This window comes from Salicibibacter cibi, assembly GCF_016495865.1.
Taxonomy (GTDB): domain Bacteria; phylum Bacillota; class Bacilli; order Bacillales; family Marinococcaceae; genus Salicibibacter; species Salicibibacter cibi.
In genome coordinates this window covers 3,144,563-3,168,414 of record NZ_CP054706.1, presented here as the reverse complement: position 1 = coordinate 3,168,414, position 23,852 = coordinate 3,144,563, and the positions used below count along the sequence as shown (strand labels likewise).

The 23,852-nt window shown below is 45.4% G+C and carries 26 protein-coding genes and 1 pseudogene; 21 read left to right on the top strand and 6 right to left on the bottom strand.

Annotation, left to right across the window (positions count from 1 at the left end):
* Positions 1–56: 56 nt before the first annotated feature.
* From ftsW to HUG20_RS15700, 3 genes are read left to right on the top strand one after another with little or no spacing between them, the layout of a single operon-like run.
* A complete protein-coding gene (ftsW, locus tag HUG20_RS15710; protein ID WP_200085635.1) occupies positions 57–1,232 on the top strand; it encodes a putative lipid II flippase FtsW in 1,176 nt (391 codons plus the stop codon).
* 15 nt (positions 1,233–1,247) lie between these two features.
* Complete coding sequence (locus HUG20_RS15705; protein WP_200085634.1) at positions 1,248–1,916, top strand: Rossmann-fold NAD(P)-binding domain-containing protein; 669 nt, start codon at positions 1,248–1,250, stop codon at positions 1,914–1,916.
* Positions 1,909–2,646 (top strand): pseudouridine synthase, encoded by a 738-nt coding sequence (locus HUG20_RS15700; protein WP_200085633.1) that lies wholly within the window; start codon positions 1,909–1,911, stop codon positions 2,644–2,646. Before HUG20_RS15705 ends, HUG20_RS15700 begins: the two co-directional genes overlap by 8 nt.
* Before the next feature lie 27 nt (positions 2,647–2,673).
* Here HUG20_RS15700 and HUG20_RS15695 read toward each other — a convergent pair whose 3' ends face one another.
* From HUG20_RS15695 to cysK, 3 genes are all read right to left on the bottom strand, one after another.
* Complete coding sequence (locus tag HUG20_RS15695; protein WP_200085632.1) at positions 2,674–4,230, bottom strand: BCCT family transporter; 1,557 nt, start codon at positions 4,228–4,230, stop codon at positions 2,674–2,676.
* A gap of 288 nt (positions 4,231–4,518) precedes the next feature.
* Positions 4,519–4,740: a DeoR family transcriptional regulator gene (locus HUG20_RS15690; RefSeq protein WP_200085631.1), complete on the bottom strand. Its 222-nt coding sequence runs from the start codon at positions 4,738–4,740 to the stop codon at positions 4,519–4,521.
* A gap of 170 nt (positions 4,741–4,910) precedes the next feature.
* Positions 4,911–5,840: a cysteine synthase A gene (cysK, locus tag HUG20_RS15685; RefSeq protein WP_200085630.1), complete on the bottom strand. Its 930-nt coding sequence runs from the start codon at positions 5,838–5,840 to the stop codon at positions 4,911–4,913.
* Positions 5,841–5,940: 100 nt separating this feature from the next.
* Between cysK and thpR the strand changes: the two genes are divergently transcribed.
* From thpR to trmB, 5 genes are all read left to right on the top strand, one after another.
* Positions 5,941–6,513 (top strand): RNA 2',3'-cyclic phosphodiesterase, encoded by a 573-nt coding sequence (thpR, locus tag HUG20_RS15680; protein ID WP_200085629.1) that lies wholly within the window; start codon positions 5,941–5,943, stop codon positions 6,511–6,513.
* Positions 6,514–6,547: 34 nt separating this feature from the next.
* Positions 6,548–6,742: a hypothetical protein gene (locus HUG20_RS15675; protein ID WP_200085628.1), complete on the top strand. Its 195-nt coding sequence runs from the start codon at positions 6,548–6,550 to the stop codon at positions 6,740–6,742.
* Positions 6,743–6,787: 45 nt separating this feature from the next.
* A complete protein-coding gene (locus HUG20_RS15670) occupies positions 6,788–7,741 on the top strand; it encodes an NERD domain-containing protein (protein WP_200085627.1) in 954 nt (317 codons plus the stop codon).
* A gap of 210 nt (positions 7,742–7,951) precedes the next feature.
* A complete protein-coding gene (locus HUG20_RS15665) occupies positions 7,952–8,806 on the top strand; it encodes a phosphotransferase family protein (protein ID WP_200085626.1) in 855 nt (284 codons plus the stop codon).
* A 1-nt stretch (position 8,807) separates the two neighbouring features.
* On the top strand, positions 8,808–9,431 hold the full coding sequence (gene trmB / locus HUG20_RS15660; RefSeq protein ID WP_200085625.1) for a tRNA (guanosine(46)-N7)-methyltransferase TrmB: 624 nt from the start codon (positions 8,808–8,810) through the stop codon (positions 9,429–9,431).
* A 65-nt stretch (positions 9,432–9,496) separates the two neighbouring features.
* Here the strand turns inward: trmB and HUG20_RS15655 are convergent, their stop codons facing one another.
* Positions 9,497–9,805 carry a PepSY domain-containing protein gene (locus HUG20_RS15655; protein ID WP_200085624.1) on the bottom strand — a complete coding sequence of 103 codons (309 nt, stop codon included), beginning with the start codon at positions 9,803–9,805 and terminating at the stop codon, positions 9,497–9,499.
* Positions 9,806–9,954: 149 nt separating this feature from the next.
* Here HUG20_RS15655 and HUG20_RS15650 point away from each other — a divergent pair, with 149 nt between their 5' ends.
* Positions 9,955–11,028 carry a M42 family metallopeptidase gene (locus tag HUG20_RS15650; protein WP_200085623.1) on the top strand — a complete coding sequence of 358 codons (1,074 nt, stop codon included), beginning with the start codon at positions 9,955–9,957 and terminating at the stop codon, positions 11,026–11,028.
* 112 nt (positions 11,029–11,140) lie between these two features.
* On the opposite strand, the gene HUG20_RS15645 is transcribed toward HUG20_RS15650, so the two are convergent.
* Positions 11,141–11,578, bottom strand: coding sequence for a YtoQ family protein (locus HUG20_RS15645; protein WP_200085622.1), 438 nt, complete (start codon positions 11,576–11,578; stop codon positions 11,141–11,143).
* Positions 11,579–11,698: 120 nt separating this feature from the next.
* Here HUG20_RS15645 and HUG20_RS15640 point away from each other — a divergent pair, with 120 nt between their 5' ends.
* From HUG20_RS15640 to HUG20_RS15590, 11 genes and pseudogenes are all read left to right on the top strand, one after another.
* Positions 11,699–12,724, top strand: coding sequence for a PTS sugar transporter subunit IIC (locus HUG20_RS15640; protein WP_200085621.1), 1,026 nt, complete (start codon positions 11,699–11,701; stop codon positions 12,722–12,724).
* A 25-nt stretch (positions 12,725–12,749) separates the two neighbouring features.
* On the top strand, positions 12,750–13,073 hold the full coding sequence (locus HUG20_RS15635) for a thioredoxin family protein (protein ID WP_200085620.1): 324 nt from the start codon (positions 12,750–12,752) through the stop codon (positions 13,071–13,073).
* A gap of 34 nt (positions 13,074–13,107) precedes the next feature.
* On the top strand, positions 13,108–13,902 hold the full coding sequence (locus HUG20_RS15630) for a DUF1444 family protein (RefSeq protein ID WP_200085619.1): 795 nt from the start codon (positions 13,108–13,110) through the stop codon (positions 13,900–13,902).
* 148 nt (positions 13,903–14,050) lie between these two features.
* Positions 14,051–16,279: a DNA translocase FtsK gene (locus HUG20_RS15625; protein ID WP_200085618.1), complete on the top strand. Its 2,229-nt coding sequence runs from the start codon at positions 14,051–14,053 to the stop codon at positions 16,277–16,279.
* A 71-nt stretch (positions 16,280–16,350) separates the two neighbouring features.
* On the top strand, positions 16,351–17,454 hold the full coding sequence (locus tag HUG20_RS15620) for a nicotinate phosphoribosyltransferase (RefSeq protein WP_200085617.1): 1,104 nt from the start codon (positions 16,351–16,353) through the stop codon (positions 17,452–17,454).
* Between the two features lie 351 nt (positions 17,455–17,805).
* Positions 17,806–18,060 (top strand): hypothetical protein, encoded by a 255-nt coding sequence (locus HUG20_RS15615; RefSeq protein ID WP_200085616.1) that lies wholly within the window; start codon positions 17,806–17,808, stop codon positions 18,058–18,060.
* A 97-nt stretch (positions 18,061–18,157) separates the two neighbouring features.
* Positions 18,158–19,465: a UDP-N-acetylmuramate--L-alanine ligase gene (gene murC, locus HUG20_RS15610; protein ID WP_200085615.1), complete on the top strand. Its 1,308-nt coding sequence runs from the start codon at positions 18,158–18,160 to the stop codon at positions 19,463–19,465.
* A gap of 121 nt (positions 19,466–19,586) precedes the next feature.
* Positions 19,587–20,012 carry a DUF948 domain-containing protein gene (locus tag HUG20_RS15605; RefSeq protein WP_200085614.1) on the top strand — a complete coding sequence of 142 codons (426 nt, stop codon included), beginning with the start codon at positions 19,587–19,589 and terminating at the stop codon, positions 20,010–20,012.
* 25 nt (positions 20,013–20,037) lie between these two features.
* Positions 20,038–20,475, top strand: a complete 438-nt coding sequence (locus HUG20_RS15600; protein WP_200085613.1) for a YtxH domain-containing protein — start codon at positions 20,038–20,040, stop codon at positions 20,473–20,475.
* Positions 20,476–20,489: 14 nt separating this feature from the next.
* A pseudogene (gene ytxJ / locus HUG20_RS20020) lies at positions 20,490–20,824 on the top strand (bacillithiol system redox-active protein YtxJ).
* Between the two features lie 248 nt (positions 20,825–21,072).
* Positions 21,073–22,173, top strand: a complete 1,101-nt coding sequence (locus HUG20_RS15590; protein ID WP_200085612.1) for a bifunctional 3-deoxy-7-phosphoheptulonate synthase/chorismate mutase — start codon at positions 21,073–21,075, stop codon at positions 22,171–22,173.
* Between the two features lie 65 nt (positions 22,174–22,238).
* Here the strand turns inward: HUG20_RS15590 and HUG20_RS15585 are convergent, their stop codons facing one another.
* On the bottom strand, positions 22,239–22,520 hold the full coding sequence (locus tag HUG20_RS15585; protein ID WP_200085611.1) for a hypothetical protein: 282 nt from the start codon (positions 22,518–22,520) through the stop codon (positions 22,239–22,241).
* Between the two features lie 300 nt (positions 22,521–22,820).
* Here HUG20_RS15585 and ccpA point away from each other — a divergent pair, with 300 nt between their 5' ends.
* On the top strand, positions 22,821–23,840 hold the full coding sequence (gene ccpA / locus HUG20_RS15580; protein ID WP_200085610.1) for a catabolite control protein A: 1,020 nt from the start codon (positions 22,821–22,823) through the stop codon (positions 23,838–23,840).
* Positions 23,841–23,852 lie beyond the last annotated feature (12 nt).

The window sequence follows — 23,852 nt, the reverse complement described above, 5'->3', positions numbered from 1 at the left end:
ATCCAATCATGCCATGGTAAAATAAAGGGAGCAAAAACAGAAAGCGGGTGATTCGTATGGTTGAACGGTTAAAGTCTTTTGACTGGGTCTTGATTGCAACCGTCTTTGCATTAAGTGTGTTTGGCCTAATCATGGTGTATAGTGCAAGTTACCCGCTTTCTATGGATCTTTTCGATTCATCTACTTACTACATTATTCGCCAACTCATTTATTTTGGAATAGGGGTCATCGTTTTTGCGGTGCTCATGAATTTTCGCTACCATTATTTTAAAACGTTAAGTCCATATATCATTGTTGTATCCGTGATTTTGTTGCTTCTCGTTGTGTTTATCGGGATTGCCGAAAATGAAGCGACCCGTTGGATCAGTATTGGCGGGGTAAACATGCAACCTTCAGAGCTCGTGAAGCTCGGGGTGATTATTTACCTTGCCCAAGTGTATTCCCAAAAGCAAAAGTATATTGATCGTTTTGCAACTGGAGTGGCTCCCCCGTTAATTGTTGTCGTCGGTTTATTTACGCTCATCTTATTGCAACCTGACCTGGGGACGGCAGTGATGATTATACTTGTCGGCGGCGTCATCGTTTTTTTATCCGGCGCTCGCTTTCGGCATCTCGCTTTCCTCGGAACACTGTCAGCGGCTGTCGTTCTTTTTCTTGTGACACAGGCCGATTACCGCATGAACCGAATCCTTGCTTTTCGTGATCCCTTCGCATTTGACGACAGTTTCGGTTTGCAGCTTATTCAGTCCTACATATCCATTTCAAACGGTGGCATTACCGGAACGGGCTTTGGACAAAGTGTACAAAAGTTAGGGTATTTGCCGGAAGCCCATACCGATTTTATTTTAGCGATTATTGCCGAAGAAACAGGTTGGGTCGGGGTTGGCTTTGTCATTCTTTGCTTTTTGATCATTGGTTTTAGAGGTCTCATGATCGGGGTGCGTTGTAAGCATTTATTTGGTTCCTTGCTTGCTTACGGAATTGTTTTTCAGTTAATGTTTCAATTTATATTTAATGCCGGCGCGGTAAGTGGTCTATTGCCAATTACCGGTATTCCGCTTCCATTCGTCAGTTACGGAGGGACTTCCTTAATCGTGTCCCTCGCAAGTGCAGCCATTTTGGTAAACATATCCTTGCAAAATCAAAAGGATTACAATCACGCACAACCAAAAGAAGAACCGAATCAACAAGAGAAAAGCCTCGTTTTCAAGCGCAAATGGAACGAGATGTGACAGGAGGTGCGTTATATGTTGATCGTCGGTTATGGCACCCTGGCCCGTGCTATTATACAACGGGTATCCGCTAAAACGTATGCAAGCGTAGATATTTACAACCGAACAAAATCCGTCGTCGATTTGGACCCCGCTTGCAACTATGTGCCTCCCGAGAAATTTCATCGTTATGCGAGCGTGCTCGTTGCTTTGCCGGCAGCGGCATACGAGGACTTTTTCCGTCGTTGGGCCGGTTTTTTTCCTGAGGGCACTTGTTTCTATTATTGCGCGACGAAAATCATGCAAACAGAGATGCGTATGTATGTGGACAACAAACAATCGGCTACACCTTGTAAATTGGCGGGACACGCGGAAATATTGCGGCTAATGGGTGAAGGTGCGTTTGCATTCGAAAATGAAGAAAAGCGCACACAATTTGAACGCTGGTCCGACGGGGCATTTAAAACGGTCATCGCGAAAGAAGATCACGTCTTGGAAGGAAATCGTGTTGCTACAGAAGAAAGTTTGCGCGCACTTTTGACGATTGAACAAAAGCTGCAGCAAGCAGGCGTACCACAATCGTTAATCGAATCTGTGAACGCGAGTATCCCCGGCGGGATTGCGCAAGCCCATAAAAAAGGCACCCATGGACACTTTGCCAAAGAAATTTTGAAAAAATGGCAGGGAGACGATCACGATGGATGAACAATGGCGAATTGATAAGTGGCTGGCAGCTGCCGGCGTCGGTTCCCGTAAAGATGTAAAAAAGCTGTTGCGAAAAAAAGAGATACAAGTCAATGGTGCCACGATTACCGATGCAAGTGTGAAACTAAACGCGTACATAGATACGGTTACGATGAACGGGGAGGAAATCCATTACGATCCGGGGCCGATATATTTGATGATGAATAAACGAAAAGGGCGCGTGAGCGCTACGGCAGATGATCGACATCGGACTGTACTCGATGATATCGACCAAAAGGATAAAAGAAAAGAATTGTTCCCTGTGGGACGGCTGGATAAAGATACGACCGGCTTGCTTTTTTTAACGACTGACGGGGAATGGGCGCATCGTTTAACGGCTCCTCGTTTGGGCATTGAGAAAGAATATGAAGCATTGCTGGATGCGAGGCCACGCCCCGAAGAGCTTCAAGCGCTGCGGGAAGGTTTACAGCTGAATGATGGAACAGAAACGAAGCCCGCGAAGGTTTCCGAGGGGGCACGGGAAGAAGCTGAGTTTCGTCTGTTGATCACGGTTACGGAAGGGAAATACCATCAAGTGAAGCGAATGTTTGGAGCAATTGGACGCCAAGTGAACGCGCTTAAACGGGTGCGCATGAGTAACGTGCAATTGGATGAGCGTTTGGAAGCGGGGGAATACCGGCCCTTGACAGCCAATGAATTCGAAGCGATTGCTGAAGATATAGAAATATAGCAAGGTCGGCATCCGTGCCGATCTTGCTTAGTCATTATATTTCCTTACGTTATATTTCCAGGCTTGATCTTGATCCATCATTTTAATGGCTGCATAAACGGTGAGGAACTGGATGATGATGATCGGTATGCCCATAATTCCGGAAAGTACTTCCAGCGGGGCCAGTCCTCCGATGTTCATTAGTGATAAAGCAAGAACGGTAATGACGGCTGCCACTATGATTCTTACATTTTTCGGAGGCGCCTGTTTGCTCATATCCCGGCTCGTCGTGTAAGAAGCAATTGTATACGTTGTTGAATCGAGGGTGGTTACCATGAAAATCATAGCGATAATCACAAACACAGCGAGCACAATTGTCTCGAAAGGCATGGAAGATAAGATTACGGGGATGGCTGCTTCCGCGCCTTCTTCCTGTACAATATCCAATACTGGTACAGAGCCGGTGATGTGACTATGGACACTCAAGCCACCGAGAACTCCTGTTGCGACCAACGCGAGTGCCATTGGCGCCAATAAATAAGTCAAGATCATTTCCTTAATGGTTCTGCCCCGTGAAAGGACCGCCGCAAATAAACCGTGCAGCATCGCCCAGGTGGCGTTATAAGCAAACCAAAAAACAGTATGGCTTTCAATGTGGGTGCCGCCTTCCAATTCCATTGAATGGGTATAGAGGGAGAAATTTATATAATTAGAGAATAGATAACGGACCGAGTCTGTGAAAAAATCCATGATAAACAACCCTGGTCCTACGATGATGATAAATAATGCCAGTAGACCGGCGAGGTACATATTTAGCGTACTTAGCTTTTTAATCCCTTTTTCGATGCCGACGTAAGCACTGACGGAAAACATCGCCACCCAAATGATTGTGACAATCATCGTAAAAGGAAATGTGACTTCAATATTTAATAATTCGGCTAAATTGGAAGTAACGATCGGTGTTCCAAGTCCCAGGGTTACGGCTGCACCTGCAAGGATACTGACCATAAAAAGTGTATCCAGCACAATGCCGCCTAAACCGTCTGTGAAACGATCGCCGAAGATGACCCGGCAAGCTTCGGAAATGCGCATTTTCGGTTTTTTTCGCACATGTATGATATAAGCCATGGCGGGCGCTACCATAACAAAGACGGCAAATGTCTGGAAGCTCCATAAAAACATACTGTACGCGTTCCCCGCGAGGATCGCTTCCGAAGATCCCGGTTCAAGTCCAAAAGGAGGGTCGATTGCGACTTCGCTCCATTGAATGATCGCGGTTCGCATAATCGTTGCCCCGAGTCCCATGGCAACTAACATGGAAGCATATGCAAATAATGAAAATCTCGGTTTTTCCATCGGATCGCCCAAGGCAACTTGCCCGTATTTGGAAAAGGATAAGTATAAACCGATAACTAAAATGATCAGGGCATACCATAAATATCCCCATTTGAACGTGTCCACGATTGTATTAAATATGGAATCCAATAATGCCATCGATTCATCGGTATACATGGCAAAAAGGATGCTGACGCCCAAAATGATTATTATTGACGGTGTGAAAATGTTAAAATCTATGATCGTTTGTTTTCGCCTTTGTCTGTTCATTTCTTTCAGAAACCCCCAGTATTAGAATGAACGATCTTCTAATTCATAGACGCCTCCTTGAAGATATCCCGTATAATGCAGAGGTACCCTGATGATTTTCGTTTTAAACTGGTTCCTGCCATAGTGCTACACGATCACCGACAAAAAAATCCAGCCGTAAAACACGGCTGGTGAGTTGCTTTTAATTCCGTTGGTAAACATCTGTCATTCCGGATGTAAGACACCGGATGCCGGAGAATTCCTTTCATGCATCTGACCTCTGACTTCTGATTTTCTGTTATCTGGATGTCATGACGCCTGTGTTTTTTTTCTTTTCGCAATCCATTTGCCACGGCTGGGGCTATGGACGAGATTGTTATATTCCAGTACGTTGAGGTCGCGCTGGATTGTACGTTGAGTAGTGCCGAATTCATCAACCAGTTCTTGCGTTGTCACCGTTCTTCCTTCTTTACTCATAAACAAGTAAATCGACTTAATGCGGGTGAGCATGCGGTCGGTTGAAGATTGCAAGTAACCACTTCCTCAGGTAGTGTTGGAATCGGGAAACATGCCCTCTGTCTATCTTTGGACCGGCACGGGATTTCCCCGCGCCACTTCCCTGTATTTTTTCTATTATACAACAGAAAGAAAAGCACCGTAAAGAAAAAAGTGTGTGAAAATTTGCGCTAAGGCACTACGCTCTACTGATCAAACAAATCCGTAGATAAATACCGCTCACCGGTATCACAGGCGATTGCTACGACAATTTCTCCGGGTTGGAATTGCTTGGCGAGTTCGAGCGCTGCAAAGCAAGCTGCGCCTGACGACGGCCCCACGAGGATGCCTTCTTTACGGGCAAGGGCATGGACGGTTTCGTAGGCATGTTCGTCGTTGATCGCATCGATGCGGTCATAGATTTTCTCATTTAAGATTGGCGGCACGAACCCCGGGGAAGTGCCAACAAGCTTATGTGGTCCCGGCTTTCCGCCGGACAGTACGGGAGAACCTTTTGGTTCGACAACATGAATGGCGAGATCCGAATAATAGGATCGTAACGTTTCCCCTGTTCCGGTGATCGTTCCCCCGGTTCCGGAAGCAGCCACAAATCCCTTTAGCGGACGGCCGATCGTGTCCACGGCTTCTTTAATTTCCAGCGCTGTAGATGTCCGGTGGGCATCGGGATTTGCCTCATTTTCGAATTGCATCGGGATAAAACTGTTCGGGATTTCTTTCGCCAATTCATGGGCTTTCTCAATCGCTCCCGGCATCTTTTTGTCTCCGGGCGTTAAGGCAACTTTAGCGCCGTAGGCTTTAAGAATATTGATGCGCTCAAGCGACATCGTATCCGGCATTGTTAAAATGCAAGCATATCCTTTAGCGGCGGCATTCATCGCGAGTCCAATGCCTGTATTGCCGGATGTCGGCTCAATAATGGTTGAATCGTCATTCAACTTGCCGCTTTCCTCCGCTTGCACAATCATTTCACGCGCAGCCCTGTCTTTAACGCTTCCGCTCGGATTTTGAAATTCCAGTTTTAAGTAAACATCTGCCCCGCGGTGATCCGGTATTTGATTTAAACGCACCAAAGGTGTGTCGCCGACGAGCGCTGAGACATTTGTATAAACAGACAACGTGTTCATCTCCAATTCATTATGTTTCATGCTCATTATGCCATGTTAAATGTAGCAAATTTGCGTTATGATAATACTATAACATATGGAGGTATATGTGATGGAAGGTCAACACTCGCATTATTTCTTGGCGCTTTCCGTACCGGAGCATGTGCGGCGAGCCATCCATGAGCTGACCAAGTTACATGAATTGCAATCTTTTACATCTATTACCCACAGTCGTGACTATCATATGACGCTCTTTTTTCTTGGGGAAGTTGCTGATGAAAAACTGGAACTCCTATTTGAAAGGTTGCCGGCGTTGGTGCAGCAAATCTCTGCTTTCGATGTGCAATTACATCAGGCCGGGGTTTTTGGCAAGGAGGAACGGCCGCGAGTGTTATTCGCCGGTGTCAAGAGAAGTGAGCCGTTGCTTGATCTTCATTCCGTAGTGACGAAAGGGTGTGTTGAGGCAGGTTTTAATAAAGAGAAACGATCGTTTCGTCCGCATATTACAATCGCTAAACGCGGAAAACATGAAGAACCATTTCCAATGCAAAAAGTCATGAATGAAACGAAACATTGGAAGGACGAGCAGTGGCGAGTAGAAGAAGTCGGATTATATGCTGTGCGTTTGGGTCAGTTGCCCCGGTATCAATTAAAGGCCAGGTTTCCGTTAAGCACATCATCTTAACCAACAAGAATGGCAAATGAAGTAGGGATAATAAATGAATGTATGGTTGTTGGCCTTGTTGGCGGTAGGGGCCGCCATTATGATCGGAATAACACTCGCGATCGCCAGAAACCCCGATGATAAAAATTATAGCAACGAATCAAGTTTTCGTTTGTTAACCGTTATGTATATCGTTGTCGTTCCAGCTACCTTAGTCATTATTGGGGCCGTTCTTTTATTCATTTTATAAAAGCAAAACGAGCAATAAAAAAAGAATGAGGAGAGGGTGGGGCATATGGCCCATCTTGTGAAATTGGAAGATTATATATCCCGATACGAAAGTGATATTCACCAATATCCGAGTCAGTTTATCCGTTTAAAACGAGAGCGATGGAAACGGCTGCACCGTTTATGGGCAAAAGCCAATCAACAGGTCGGCAATGGTCTTATCGTCGAAGAAGATTGGTTTGCGGAAGAAAATAAAACCGTTTTGCAACAAGCTTTGCAAAAATTGAACGGCATCCATAAAAAGGGAACGAGGGAGACTGTCAAAACAAACACCGGTCTTGATGCTGACTACGAGCATCTTATCGGGAAAAGCCGTGAGTCATTGCATGACTTTTTTTATTATGAATTGCTTCAATCCCAGCTGCGGTGGGCCTCTTCCTCATCCTCGGAAGTGTCTGTGGCGGATAGCAAATATCGTTACGACAGTCGTTTGCGGGATATTTTACGGTTGCTCCCGGATAATTACATGATCTTTTATTATCCTATTTTCAAAATACAGCAAGCGGATATTCAATTGGATGTTCTCTTGCTTTCTCCTTCCGAACTTTATTGTGTAACATACGTTGAAGCTCCGGCAAATACGTTATTCGAAATGAGCTCCCAACGGTTTTGGCGAGAATTTCGATCGAAAACAGAACATAAACGTTTGAATCCATTATTGTCCGTGAAAAGAATGGAAGATGTTGTTCGTTCTATTTTTCAGCATAAAGGCATCGATTTCGCGGTTAAAAAAGCGGTGCTTATGCCTGATGCCCTTGTAGATGACATCGATTTTGCCGGTAACGTTGAAATGGTTGACCATCGGCACTATAAACAATGGATGGACAAAATAAGCAAACACGTTTCTCCCATGAAAAAAGAACAGTTCCATGCGGCGGAGGCATTACTCGGCAAATGCAAAATACGAAGTTTTTTGAGGTCGAAAAGAGTTGTTGAAGCAAGCGTAAAGGAAGAGCAATAACGCACATATGTGTCACATTGACGGTCTATGTGCCGTCTGCTATGATATACCAAGATTAAGAGAGACGTGAGTATAGCTGTATGGATGATGCTGCTATTAGGTGCACATATGTCTTGCGTATAGGTGCGCCTCATTTTTATTGGACTGTCTGCTATTCGTTCATGAGCTGATTTGTGGATCGCTCAAATATGATAAAGGATATCTATCCCCATGGAATTTTTGGATACTCACAAAAAGGGAAAACGAAAAAAATGGTTAGAGAACCTTTTGGGAAGAGATTGGGAATTGGAAACAGCAGGTGGATCCACCGGTGAAGCCTTTTCAGCCAAAGATGGCGAGCAAAAGCTGTTTCTGAAATGCAATTCTTCCCCTTTTTTAGCTGTGCTTTCCGCAGAGGGAATCGTTCCGAAACTGCTATGGACGAAACGGATCGCCAACGGAGATGTGATTACTGCCCAAAGGTGGGTAAATGGGCGAAAACTGAAACCGATGGAGATGAAACAGCCCGAGGTAGCGGCACTTTTAGGGCGGATTCATCGATCGACGGAACTGCTTGATATGCTAAAACGCATTGAAGCAGAAGTGATGACACCGGAGGTGTTATTACAGAGGCTTTGTACATATTCGTTACATGCAGACCAACAATCGCCTATTCTATTTAAGGCATTTGAGTTCTTAAAAGCGAGAAAATCAGCCGTGTACTACGATAATTTTGTCGTTTGCCATTGTGATATGAATCATAACAACTGGATCATGGATGAAGAAGAAGGGCTGTTTCTCGTGGATTGGGACGGGGCTTCCGTTGCTGATCCGGCGTTGGATTTAAGCATTCTTCTTTATTGGTATGTTCCGAAACAAGAATGGCATGAATGGTTGGAAGCATACGAGCTTGATTTGAATGATCAACTTCTCGGAAGAATGCATTGGTATATCATCTGGCATACCCTTGAGTGGATGTTAAGCAAGGGAATCTATGAAGATAGCGGGCATGTGCAAGTATGGCTCCGTTATTTAAATGGTTTAGTTGAAGATGATGAACGGCGTATCGCACGTTTGGAGGATTAAAATGAGATTGAGAAAGCGGCCGGGTGCACTTGAGGTGCTGCGTGAGCGGCCGGAAATTGTGCCGCAAAAACCGGAAAACATGCGTGGGCACTGGACCGTGGACGAACCGCTTCATGTCGAGCTAGGAACAGGTAAGGGGCTCTTCTTGGCGTTGATGGCTGAAAAATACCCTTCCATTTCTTTTATTGGGATGGAAAAAATGGAAAGTGTGTTGTCTTTTGCGGCCGAACGGATGGAACAGCAGAATAATGTACGTTTAATACATGGGAATGTCGCCGATATGCAGGATTATTTTGCTAAAGGAGAAGTGAACCGTATTTATTTAAATTTCACTGATCCGTGGCCGAAAAAGCGCCATGAAAAACGGCGGCTGACGTTTCCGGCTTTTTTAAATTTGTATAAAGAGGTGTTGTCCCCGCGCGGAGACATTCATCTGAAAACGGACAATGAAGATTTTTTCACTTACTCTTTGGAACAGTTTTCCGGGAGTGGCTATTGCCTTAAAAATCTGACCCTCGATCTCCATGCGCATGAACCTGAGGAGAATGTGCGCACGGAATATGAACAAAAATTTGCGGAACGGCAGCAGCGGATTTTTCGGGCAGAGGCTTACCTCCCGGAATGAGTTCGTAGTTTATGGTTTAAACGTTCATAGAAAAGACGGGACGCCATGCGCCCCGTCTTTTCTATTCACTGCGTGCCCAATTCCAGAATTGTGCCTGTTTTTGCGTCCACTACGAAATCCATTTGTTTCGTTTGGCCGTCTTCATTGCTGGAGATTCCGCCACGATAAACGTCGTAGTCGACGTGGTTTTTTTCATAGTGTTCCGGGTTCATGTGAATCCAGGAACCATTCACGGGGATGCGGGGCTGTACATTTGATTTCACCTGTTTGAGTGCTTTTTCGGGAGAGACGTCTTTTTGGGCGCAGGCTTCTTTTACTGCATAGCCTGCAGCAAAACCGACAGCAGTGCCGATTAGCAAATCTGTGATTTTCATCCTATTCACTCCGTTCCGTATAGCTTTGTGATAAGCCTCTTAATTATAAATCGCTATCCCCAGTATAGCGGATATGCATCAATTGTCCAATTGTCAGGTTAGTGATAATGTAGTATTTAACCGTGGTATTTGCAGGGAGGGAAAAACATATGGACAAACAAACGAAAGATATGTTTCGCACGTTGACGGAAATGCCGGGACCTCCGGGGCATGAACATCAGGTGCGGGCTTACGTAAAAAAAGCGCTTGGCCAATATGCAGATGAAATTGTTCAAGATAAATTAGGCAGTGTTTTCGGTGTTAAAAATGGACAGCCGGGAGATCCGAAAGTGATGGTTGCCGGACACATGGATGAGGTCGGGTTTATGGTTACATCGGTGAATAAAAAAGGATTGATTAAATTTCAACCGCTCGGGGGCTGGTGGAGTCAGGTGCTGCTCGCCCAACAAGTGACAGTAATAACAGACAATGGACCGATCCCCGGGGTTATCGGCTCAACACCTCCGCACCTTCTTAGTGAGCAAGTTCGGAAGAAGCCGATGGCGATGGACAAAATGTACATTGACATCGGCGCCGACGATCATGAGGACGCAGAACGGCTCGGCGTTCGCCCGGGTGCTCCGATTGTGCCCATTTGTTCTTTTACGCCGATGGCGAATGAGAAAAAAATAATGGCAAAAGCTTGGGATAACCGCTATGGTGTCGGGCTATCGATTGAATTGCTCAAAGAAGTGGAAAACGAGGAGCTTCCGAATACGTTGTATTCAGGTGCCACTGTGCAAGAAGAAGTGGGCTTGCGCGGGGCGCAAACGGCGGCAAACATGATTCAACCGGATATTTTCTTCGCCGTGGACGCGAGCCCGGCGAACGATACTACCGTTCAAAAAGGAGAATTCGGGCAAATTGGAAAAGGGGCGTTGCTACGCATTTATGACGGGACGATGATTACCCATCGAGGCATGCGTGACTTTGTGCTTGACACTGCCGAAAGCGGAGATATTCCTTATCAATATTTTGTCTCTCCCGGAGGTACGGACGCGGGCAGGGTTCATACATCAGGGGACGGAGTACCTTCCGCGGTCGTCGGTGTTTGCGCCCGTTATATTCATACCGGCGCATCGATTTTGCATGTGGACGATTACGCTGCGGCAAAAGAACTAATGACATCACTTGTGCGTAAAACCGATCGCACTACGGTAGAGAGCATTTATTCACAGGCATAATAAATGGGCATGCGCCAATGCCGAGCAAAGGTCGCCATCAGTCATGGCCACAAAAATGCCAATCATACTTTTGCGCAAAAGTATGATTGGCAGCCTTATCGCATAGGGTTTTCTAAAAAATATAAGCGAGCGCTTCGATGGCCTGGTCGAGATCATTGACGACAACTTGCGCTTGGTTAGCCATTTCTTTGGATGGGTGATGGAGCGATTCAGGGCGAACCAATATAAGCGGTTTGTTTAATGCAGTTGCCGTTCCCACGTCCATGGCTGCATTCCATTGTTTGTATTGGTCCCCGAATAAGGCCAGCACGACATCGGCTTTTTGCATGAGCACGTTGGTTCGCAAGTTATTAAACGCGGAAGCAGCTTCGTCTTTAAAAATGGCATTTGGTTGCTCGCCGAGAATCTCTTCGCCAATATTGTCGGATCGATCATGGTTGGTCATCGGTTCGAAAAAACGGACGGGAAGATCTTTCTCCGTTGCTTTTTGTTTGACCGTATCTCTCCAGTCGTCATGAATTTGTCCGGCTAAGTAAACATTAAGTTCCATAAATGCACACACACCCCTTTTAAAAATGGATTTGCCTTAAAATTAAGTTTGACCTCATTTAAGTGTAGCTTCTCATTTTTTATAAAGCAAACATAGCCATTTAAAAGGAGCATAATCACGATGCGTGTTTTTCTGAAGAAGAAAGGGATCGAACTGTCATGGCGTACATACCTGATAACAGCGTTAAGCTACATGGCGTTAGGACTGTTTTCGTCGCTGATTGTTGGTCTGATTATACAAACGGCCGGTGAGCAAATCCCCGCCCATCTATTTATCGGCGGCTTTCTTGCAGACATGGGTAGCCTTGCCATGAGCCTCTTGGGACCGGCGATTGGCGTTGCTGTTGCTTATGCGCTTAAAGCGCCGCCCCTCGTTATGTTTTCGGCGGTTGCAAGCGGGGCTGCCGGAGAAGAGTTGGGTGGACCGGCAGGGGCGTTTATCGCGGTTTTAATTTCTGTGGAATGTGGAAAATTAATTTCAAAAGAAACGCGATTTGACATTCTTTTAACGCCTTTTGTTACGATAGCTACAGGTTTTGTATTGGCATCAACGGTTGGTCCGGCGATCGGAAACGGATTGGAAGCTTTTGGATCCGTGATTAACTGGGCAACTGAACAAGAACCTCTGACGATGAGCATCTTGGTTTCCGCCTTGATGGGACTGGCACTCACGTTCCCGATTTCCAGTGCGGCGATCGCGATCATGTTAGGGCTTGATGGATTGGCAGCCGGAGCCGCGACGGTCGGTTGCTGTGCACAGATGGTGGGTTTTGCCGTAAGCAGTTTCCGCGAGAATCGGTGGGGAGGGCTTGTATCGCTTGGCATCGGGACATCGATGTTGCAAGTGCCCAACATGGTGCGAAACCCATGGATTGTCGTTCCTCCAACGCTCGCCGGCATGATGCTTGCACCTATCGCGGTTATCTTTTTCAATATGGAGAGCAATGCGGAAGGTGCCGGAATGGGCACAAGCGGCTTTGTCGGCCAGATCATGACCTTTTCAACGATGGGCTTTACCATGCAAGTCTTTATTCTTATACTGGTGTTTCACATTGTGCTGCCTGGTGTGCTGACGTATGTAATCGATCGGGGACTAAGAAAAAGCGGCCGTATTAAAGATGGGGATATGACCATTGACCAAGGATGAAGAATAAAAAGGAGGACGTGTCACAATGGAAAATGTAGAAACGAAAGAAGCGTTTAAAGAAGCAATACAGAGCGAAAGGGTCGTCGTCATGTTTAGTGCCGACTGGTGTCCCGATTGCCGCGTGATTGAACCGGCTCTCCCGAGTATTGAAGCGGATTATCCGGAAGTGGAATTTGTCCATGCAGATCGGGAACAACTGTTGGATGTATGCCAGGATTATGATATTTTCGGAATTCCGAGCTTCGTAGGTTTTAAAAACGGAAAAGAAATCGATCGTTTTGCGGATAAAAACCGGAAAAGCGAGGAAGAAGTTACAGCTTTTCTTGATCGCTATTTGTCCCGAGGGTAAACGTGAAAAACGAATGTGTAAGGAGACATAACCGATGGAAAAAAAATCCAAAGTGTTGCAACGCATCGAACAGGAGTTTTCAGAGCACAAAATAGATGTGGACGAAGAATCCCGACAAGTGCGCATCGAGCATGAAGAATTTGGAACAGGATTGACGCTTGACCTCCCTCGTTTGGAAACGAAATTTGAAAATAAAGGGGAGGAAGGATTTCAAGAAACGGCCGCTTACATTCAAGAAACATTTGCAGCCATGAAAAAACAAAAATCATTGTCAGGCAGCGAGCAAATGATCTACCCGGTGATTCGCTCCACATCTTTTCCTACCGAGACGGAAGATGGAAAGGAATTAATTGTGGAAGCCCATACTGCTGAGACACGAATTTATTATGCCCTGGACCAAGGGAAGACGTATGCGTTGATCGACCGGAAAATGTTGGACCGTGAGGGCATGAGTGAGCAAAAAATGAAAGAAGCGGCCCGTTTTAACATTCGCTCTCTTTCCATTCCGACCAGGGCGGATGATGTTGCCGGGAATCGCTTTTATTTCGTGAATACGAATGACGGATATGATGCAAGCAGGATATTAAATGACGCTTGGGTGAAAGAGATGGCCGAGAGTATTAACGGAGAACTAGCCCTTGCCGTTCCTCATCAGGATGTTTTTATTCTCGCCGATATTCAAAATGAACAAGGATACGATGTGCTCGCACAAATGACGTTTAAATTTTTCGGCGAAGGACGAATGCCAATCACGGCACTCCCATTCATTTATGAGGAAGGAAAGATTGAACCGATATTTATCTTGGCACGAAAAAAACCAAAAGAATAAAAGCAACTACATTCAAGACAAAAGCCATGGGATAGATTCCTGTGGTTTTTTTCTTGAATAAAGAATTTCTTGCGCAACCTTGGTGTTTGTTGCAAGCTTCTGTACAATGGAAAGGCAAGGTCCAAAAAAATGGAATGGGTGATTGCTGATGTCCAGCAAGTGGAGCAATATCCTCGAAAAGCTCAACCGTTACTTTTTCGGCGAGCAATCAGATGATGACCGAGAAGAACAGGTTCAATATAGAAAAAAGAAACAACAACGGCACACGGTAAGTGCTGGACGGGCGCCAGGCGCTAAGGTCGTACATAGATATCCAAAAGGAGGGAATTTTCGATTTCCAATAGATGTAGAAGAGCCGCCCGCACGCCGTCAATCTCATAAGCCGCGGGAAACCGTGAGTGCTAAGCCGAGAAACAACACTTCGGAACCGGACCAAAAGGATAAAAAGAAAGAATACTTCACAAATACGAATTTTGCATTGACGCACATTCCCTCTCCCGTGCACGGCTATCAAAAGCAGCCAAAAATGCGAGACGCTTTGCCAAAACAGGAGACAGTAACGGGAGAAGCGGAAATTACGGCGACAGAACAGGCAAGCCCTCAGCCGTCAGAGAATGATGATTCAAGGATCGACGACGATAAAAAGGAGAAGGAAACAGCTAAACATTTCCCGTCGGTTGAACATGACTTGAACTTGCGGGGAGTATCCGAACGGTCGAAACAACGGTCAGACAAATCCCCAACGCCTAGCCCGAGCATTTCAAACGATGTTTCCGAACCGTCCAAAGAACGGCGCAAACAAGAAGTGCCAAACCGTTCGGCTAAGCAAACGAAAACGACAAACCGAAAAACGACGAAACCGTCGGGAGATGTCAGCAATGTCATTATGACACCGGTGGACCGTTATCATTATGAGAAAAGGAAAGGAGAGAAAAAAGAAAGCAATCCTCCCGCAAAACCGGCAGTTACCAATCAAGGCTATGACTCGCCTCCACTCACGCTATTAACACCGCCAAAGCAGGCATCCGGTGTGGATGAAATGAAGCTACAGGGACAACGAGAGCAACTGGAAGCAACCTTACACCAATTTCAGGTGAAGGCGGCAGTAACTAATGTTACGGAAGGCCCTTCGATTGTTCGCTTTGAAGTACAGCCGGCTCCGGGTGTGAAAGTAAGCAAAGTAACGAATCTCAGTGACGATTTAAAATTGGCGATGGCGGCTACGGACTTGCGGATGGAAGCGCCGATACCCGGAAAAAACGCCATCGGAATTGAGGTCCCTAAGGAAAATCGCGAACCGGTCGCTTTACGCGAGTTATTCGAAAAAGAAGCGTTTCGAAGTCATAAAAGCCCGCTTGCAGTCGCATTGGGGCTTGATATCACCGGTCGTCCCATTATAATGGATCTGAACAGCATGCCTCATGGATTGATCGCGGGCGCTACAGGTTCAGGGAAAAGTGTCTGCATTAACTCGATTCTCATCAGCTTGTTATACAAGGCAGACCCTGAAGAAGTAAAGCTGTTGCTTATCGATCCAAAAGTCGTTGAGCTTGCCTTTTACAAAGATATTCCGCATCTTGCCGCACCGGTCGTTACTGATCCGAAAGAAGCAACGATGACGTTGAAATGGAGCGTAGCGGAAATGGAGAGACGTTACCAACTATTCGCGGAGGCAGGAGTTAGGGACATTAAAGGGTATAATCAAAAAGCAGATGAGAAGCTTTCTTATCTCGTGATCGTTATTGACGAGTTGGCTGATCTTATGATGGTCGCACCCCAAGATGTAGAGACGTCGATCAGCCGCATTGCCCAAAAAGCAAGAGCTTGTGGGATTCACCTACTCGTGGCTACACAGCGCCCATCCGTAGACGTCATTACTGGTTTAATCAAAGCCAATATTCCGACGCGCATTGCTTTTGCGGTTTCCTCTGCGGTAGACTCCAGGACGATATTGGACACGGGAGGAGCAGAGCGTTTAATCGGAAAAGGGGATATGCTGTTAAGCGAAAATGGAGCTTCGAAGCTTGTCCGCTTGCAAGGCACGTTTGTGTCGGATCAAGAAATCGATGAAGTCGCAGCTTATTTGCGTCAGCAACGAACGCCAGCGTATTTGTTTACAAAAAATGATGTTGTGAAGCATGAATCACGTTCTGACGATGATGATTTATTGGAAGATGCTTCGCATTTCGTTATCCAGCAGGGGAGCGCGTCTACATCGCTTATTCAGCGGCAATTTCACATTGGCTATAACCGCGCTGCCCGTCTGATGGACATGATGGAGACAAAAGGCATTGTTTCCGCAGCGGCCGGAACGAAACCTCGTGACGTACTCGTGGATGACGAGCAACTTGCCGATCTATTAAAAAATGATCATTGACGCTTCACTTGTGAAAAAGCGCACGATCTAATAAGATAACTGTAATAAGATAAATGTGCGAGGAGCCGGACATGAAAGAAATCGATTTAAAATTACAAGGGAAGTTGAAACGCCTCACAAACAACACATTTAAATTTGATAGACGTGTCGGCGAAGGTTGGTTTTCTGCCGTTTATTTTTTAAAAACGAAAGAAATTATAAAGAAACATAAACCCGACGATATTGTGACCATGCAATTTTTTCAAAAGAAGCATGCTGTATTATGTGGGACAGATGAGGTAATCGCGCTCGTGCAGACGTTTGCCGATCATCCGGAAGAATTGGAGATTCGCTCATTGCAAGACGGCGACAAAATCGAACCTTATGAAACGGTACTGACGATTACGGGGCCCTATCAACATTTTGGCTATTTAGAAGGGGTCATTGATGGTATTTTTGCGCGCCGTACTTCCGTTGCTACCAATGTGTATGAAGTCGTCAAGGCGGCCCGTAGTTCAGGTAAGCAAAAGCCGGTTATTTTTATGGGGGATCGCGATGATCATTTCACCCAACAGGCCGGCGATGGGTACGCAGCGTTTATTGGGGGATCGCAAGCCCAATCCACCCATGCCATGAATGAATGGTGGGGGAGGGAAGGGATGGGGACGATGCCCCACGCCCTCATTCAAATGTTCCATGGCGACCTTGTGGCTGCCAGCTATGCGTATCGGGATATGTATCCCAATGATCGTTTAATGGCGCTTGTGGATTATAACAATGATGTGATCATGGATTCATTGCGAGTTGCCCGTGAATTCACAGACATGCTTGATTCTGTGCGGGTGGATACATCAGGCAGTATGGTTGACCAATACTTTTTTAGAAATTCGCATGAGATGGGAGACTTTGATCCAACCGGAGTGAACGCGCCTTTAATCTTTGCGTTGCGGAAAGCTCTGGATGCGGAAGGTTTTCATGATGTCAAAATTACCGTTAGCGGTGGCTTCACCGCCGAAAGAATCCAGGCGTATGAAGATGAAAATGTGCCTGTGGATTCATACGGCGTTGGTAGCAGTCTATTGGAGAAGACAATTGGCTTTACGGGAGATAATGTGATTTTGAATGGCCATCATGAAGCGAAGGCGGGCCGAAAACTTCGGGAAAATCCCAAATTGGAGCGGATCGATTATTCGTGAGCGGCAAGCTTAGCGCTTGCCACCGGGATAAATGAATCATTGTAAGACAATCTCTATTTTTGGTTTTTCGCATACCATAGCGTAAGCATGTGAATGGAAAGGTTACACCCCTTGGGGAAACGGGAGAATGAGTAAGAACATTGAACTGCATGAAGGGAAAGGAACAAAACGTTCTAGACGTGGGTGTTGATACACTTTGTTCTCTCTATCGTTTTTGGTATAATAAAGTGAAGCTTCCATCAGAGGGGCTTTTCCTCTGAGGATTTTAAGGGACGCTGGCTTAAGTTCGCCACCTCCAGTGGCAACGTCGGCGTTAGCACCTGGATAAAAAAACGTGCAGTTAAATAGGGGTTGCTGAATAACGGAAAAAGACTGGCACATAAGCATTTTCCGTTGCTGTTGTCAAAGCTGGATGCAAGGAAATCCATCTATAAACAAAAAACCCTTGCGCTTCTGGCAACGTACGGAGGGACGGTGCTGCAATGGCGAGCCTCCAGCGGAAAAACGGACGCGTCAAGCCCCCGCAGCGCCGGTTTTGCGCGAGGAGGCTTGACCGTTCGTCCGCGGAAAGCGAAGCCATGGAAGCGGCATCCCGGCTTCAGCTGATAGCTGCAAGTTGTTCAGCAATCACTTAAATAGATACATGGCAGTTGCCCCGGAAACAAGCTTGTGAAGGGCAATTCAGATTTGGAGGTCCCCGGGTATGACTAGTTACCACTTGATTGGCATAAAAGGATCGGGAATGAGTGCGTTGGCTCAAGTTCTTCATGATATGGATGAGACCGTGCAAGGATCCGATGTAGATAAATTTTTCTTCACACAAAACCCTTTAGAAAAGCGAGGCATTCCGATATACGCGTTCCACAAGCAAAATGTAAACCGTGAACATACCATCGTAGCTTCGGCGGCTTACAATGACGATAATGAAGAAATCGCGGAAGCAAATACACAAGGTCTATCCGTTAAAGCTTATCCGACTTTTTTGGGTGAGTTGGCCTCTCGGTTCACTTCCATTGCCGTTACCGGAACGCATGGGAAAACATCAACGACGGGCTTGCTTTCCCATGTGCTTGGTTCTTACCGACCGACGTCCTATCTGATCGGTGATGGCACTGGAAAAGGTGAGAAAAACAGTTCATTTTTCGTTTTTGAAGCATGTGAATACCGACGGCATTTTCTTAACTATCGCCCGGATTACGCGATCATAACAAACATTGATTATGATCACCCCGATTACTTTCAAGACATTAATGATGTCGTCGATGCTTTTGATGAGATGGCCGCTCAAGTAAACAAAGCCATCATTGCCTGTGGAGATGATGAGTATTTACAAACCCTCAATGCCCCGGTACCCATCGTTTATTACGGCATCGATGGCAACCATGATTTCACGGCAAAGAATATTCAAAGCGAGGAAGGCGGCACGAATTTTGATGTGATGATCAGAGGGGATTATTTCGAAACGTTCACGATTCCCGGCCATGGCGACCATAACGTCTTAAATGCGCTCGCGGTCATCGCGCTCTGTCATTACGAAGAGATGCCGACTGAAACAATGAAAAAACGTTTGGCGGACTTCCCCGGGGTAAAAAGGCGCTTCACCGAGAAAAAATGGGGTTCACAGTTGCTTATCGATGATTATGCACATCACCCGACGGAGATTAAAGCGACCATTGAAGCAGCCAGATCGAAATTTCCGGATCGTGAAATCGTAGCTGTATTTCAGCCGCACACATTTACGAGAACCGTTACATTTATTCAGGAATTTGCGGATGTGTTGAGACTGGCCGATGTTGTCTATTTGTGCGATATTTTCGGCTCTACGAGAGAAGAGCGAGGGCAAACGACGATTGAAGATTTATTGAACTTAATTCCCGAGGCTCAATTAATGCAAATGACCGATGTCGATATGCTCGCAAACCATAATGATAGTGTGTTACTGTTTATGGGAGCAGGCGATATTCAAAAGTACCAAAGCGCATACGAAGAATTTTCTTCATCCAAAGCATGATCTTTTTTTCACGAGGGGGGTGTGACAGGAGGATCTGTCACTCCATATAATTGGACAAGGCGTTTGAAATCACTCGTTCAAGGGAAAGGTAGGAACAACTTAGGAGGAGGTGAATGCTTGCATGACGATTGTGTATATAAGTGTTGCGGTTGTTGCCGTTGCGATCGTAGTCCTTATTATTTATATTATACAAACACTTAAGTCGGCACAGGGGGTGGTGAAACAGTTGGGTAATACAGCTGACGCTGTAGAAAAACAACTGCAAGGGATTACGTCTGAGACTGAAGATCTCGTCAAAACGACAAACCGTCTGGCGGAAGATTTTGAATCGAAATCAGAATCATTGGAGGGGTTGTTTGCAACGGCTGAAGATCTTGGCAAAACAACCGAGCAAGTTTCAGAGTCCATTCAACATATGTCACGAACCGTCTCACAAGAAACGGATCGTAATGCAGAACAGGTAGCGCAAGTGGTTCAATGGGGGAGTGCATGCATTGACCTCTACGACAAGTGGAAAAACCGCAGAAACAAAGAGAACAACTCTTAAATGATTACTTACAGGAGGAATTAAAATGGGAGACATGAATACGAAAGATTTATTAATAGGAACATTTATCGGAGGAATTGTAGGAGCAACGACAGCACTGCTGCTTGCGCCAAAATCCGGGAAGGAACTAAGAGGAGACATCAGCGAAGGGGCCGTAACCGCGAAAGATAAAACGTATGAAATCACGAATACTGCCTATGAAAAAGGCAGTGATTTTGCAAGTTCCGCGATTGACAAAACGCAAAATGTGGCCAAAACCGTCTCGGACCAATCAAACCAAGTCGTTGGCCGTATTAAAGATGCTGCCGGACAAATTAAAAGTGATATCAATGATGCGCAAAAATCGGCGGAAGAGCTCGCAGATGACCTGTCCAATGAGGTGGAATCTGCAGGAGAAAACATTGGAGACTCGGTGAAAAAAGAGGCTGAAGACTTGAAAAAAGAAGACGGGGACCGTTCGTAAACTCATTCATCTTTATGGGAGGGAAGAGTGTGAAAAAAATCAGCGAACAAAAACAATTGTTTGATGCTATTGAGGAAAACAGAGAGATTTTGTTATTTAAAAATAGTACAACTTGTCCTATAAGTTCCAATGCTTTTGATGAATTTAAAGCATTTGCCACGGAGCACCCTGAGGTGCCGGTGTATTATTTAAATGTTCAAGAAGCCCGCCCTTATCGGAATATGTAGCTACGTATTGGGCGATTAAGCATGAATCACCGCAAGCGTTGCTGCTAACTGCCAATGAAGCAAAATGGCACACATCCCATAGTGACATCACGGAACAAACCCTTGAAAAAACGATATTGTAAAGCCAGTAACCCTCGCGACGCCGAGGGTTTTTTGCATAAGTTGGCGAAAGCTTTTGCCATAAAAACTTGGTGAAAAGCCAAGTTTTTTAAGATTAGAAGTGATAAAGGTAGCTGTTTTAAAGGGAAATAATACTTTAACACTTAAAAGCGTTTAAGAAATAAAGAAAAACATCGTGACATCCTGCAGATAATAAGTTATAATGGCTTTTAAAACCATACAGTGGGAAGCGAAGAGGAGTGGATTTTCGGTGAGCAACGAGGAATTGGAGCAACTGCGCGCTTCTTTGGATGATAAAAACATGGAAATATTAAAGTTAATTAACGAACGCGCAGAAATCGTACAAAAAATTGGCGGGGTAAAAAGCAAGTCGGGGACAAAGCGCTTTGACCCTGTTCGGGAACGTAAAATGCTCGATTTAATCGCGGCAGAAAATGAAGGACCGTTTAAAACAAGCACGTTGCAACATCTTTTTAAACAAATATTCAAAGCGAGTTTAGAGCTCATGGGTGAAGATGAGCAAAAAGCATTGCTCGTCTCTCGCAAAAAACACCCGGATAATACGGTCGTGTCGGTTAAAAACGAACCAATCGGCGATGGCATCCAACGCATAATCGCGGGGCCATGTTCGGTGGAAAGCGAAGAACAGGTCTTCACGGTAGCGGAAGCATTAAAAGAACGCGGCGTGAACTTGTTGCGCGGTGGTGCCTATAAGCCTCGGTCATCCCCTTATGATTTCCAAGGGTTGGGTTTGGAAGGCTTAAAGATTTTGAAAAAAGCCGGCGAGCGCTTTGACATGGCAGTGATCAGCGAAATCGTAACCCCCGGAGATGTAGAGACGGCGCTCGATTACCTTGATGTGATCCAAATCGGTGCGCGTAACATGCAAAACTTTGAACTGCTGAAAGAAGTAGGCTCTACAAATAAACCCGTGCTGTTGAAGCGAGGATTGTCGGCAACCATTTCTGAATTTATGCAAGCGGCAGAGTATGTGATGTCGAGGGGAAATACGAATCTCATGCTTTGTGAACGGGGCATACGCACTTATGAAACGGCTACGCGTAATACCCTTGATATTTCAGCCATCCCTATTTTAAAACAGGAAACACATTTGCCTGTGCTTGCGGATGTTACGCATTCAACAGGGAGAAGGGATTTATTATTGCCGGCGGCTAAAGCAGCGCTCGCCATTGGCGCAGATGCTGTAATGGCGGAGGTTCATCCGGATCCGGCCGTAGCCCTTTCGGATTCTGCCCAACAAATGGACATTGAACAGTTCAACCACTTCATCGACACTTTACGCGATGCCCAATTGCTTAAAGATGGGGTGGGAGCAACGGCAAAAATATAATATGAATTGGAAAAACCGGCATCCAGTTTTAATCACGAGAAGATGCCGGTTTTCCATGTTTTCTATCATGCATCCGATTTGTAACGGTATTTTCGAGTTGTGATGGCCACAACCGTCCCGATCACCATCGTTATGACATAAAGAGCGAAGTATGCCCATGTTTGCCCGGTGGATAAGTTCAAGTCGTTAATCATCACAACCAAAAAGAAAAACAAGACAGCAACAGCTATTCCGATGATCCATTGAATTTTCTTTCGGCCGAAAATATTACTGATGATAAACCCTAACAAAAGGGTAATAACAGGATTAAAAAACGTTAACAAAGCGAATTGATTCATCGTAGTCACCTCGATTCTCTCCTCCATTTATATAAGGAAACAAAAGAAATGTCAATTTCTACAACGTACGATTTGGTAGAGACCATCGTGTTTCGGTGGCTCTTCATTCTATTTTGCAGGTTTGTGAGGCGAGAGGAACGGAAATAATGAAAACGATAGGTTCGTATTGATGTTTACCAAGAAATATTAAACATTATATCTAAACTGTCGATATGAATGACAGAGAAGAATTGCGGACCTCCTTTAGTTATCGTATGATGATAATATCCATTGAAAACAATGAAAGGATATACAAGGAGGATTATTCCAATGAGTGCCACGATCTATGACGTCGCTGATGAAGCAAAGGTTTCAATGGCTACAGTTTCCAGAGTTGTTAATGGGAATCCCAATGTGAAACCGGCGACAAGAAAAAAGGTTTTGAACGCAATTGAGAAGTTAGATTACCGGCCGAATGCTGTTGCCCGGGGATTGGCCAGCAAAAAAACGACAACCGTCGGCGTGATCATTCCCGATATTTCAAGTATTTTCTTCTCGGAACTTGCGCGCGGCATTGAAGATATTGCGACGATGTATAAGTATAATATTATTTTAAGTAACTCCGATAAGAATAAAAATAAGGAAATTCATTTGCTCAACACATTAATGGAGAAGCAGGTGGACGGAATTTTATTCATGGGCGGGGAAATTACAGAAGAACATGTCGAGCATATGAGAAGTTCTTCGATTCCGATTGTGTTGGCTGCGACGTACCATGAAAATGCGGAGTTTCCATCGGTGAATATTGATTACGCGCAAGCTGCATTCGACGCGGTAGATTATTTAGTAAAAAAAGGGCACACACGTATTGGCATGGTCACAGGGACGCTGGAAGATCCTGTCAACGGTTATCAAAAATTTAAAGGGTACAAGCAAGCGCTCACTGAAAATAATGTCCCGTTTGATGAATCATTAATTTCGGTGTGCGATTATACGTATGACTCGGCCATCGAATCCGTACAGGACTTTATAACGCTTGAGAACAAGCCTACAGCGATCTTTTCAGCGACGGATGAAATGGCGCTCGGCGTAATTCACGGATTGCAGGATCGCGGCCTGCGGATTCCGGATGATGTTGAAGTGGTCGGATTTGATAACACAAGACTGGCGACGATGGTTCGCCCTACGCTCACGACGGTTGTGCAGCCGATGTATGATATCGGTGCTGTTTCCATGCGATTGTTAACGAAATTCATGGATAATGAAATGATCGAAGAGCAAAACGTCGTTCTTCCACATCAAATTGAATATCGGAATACGACAATCCATCAAGAAAAGATCAAAGAATAACGCGGGTGCCCT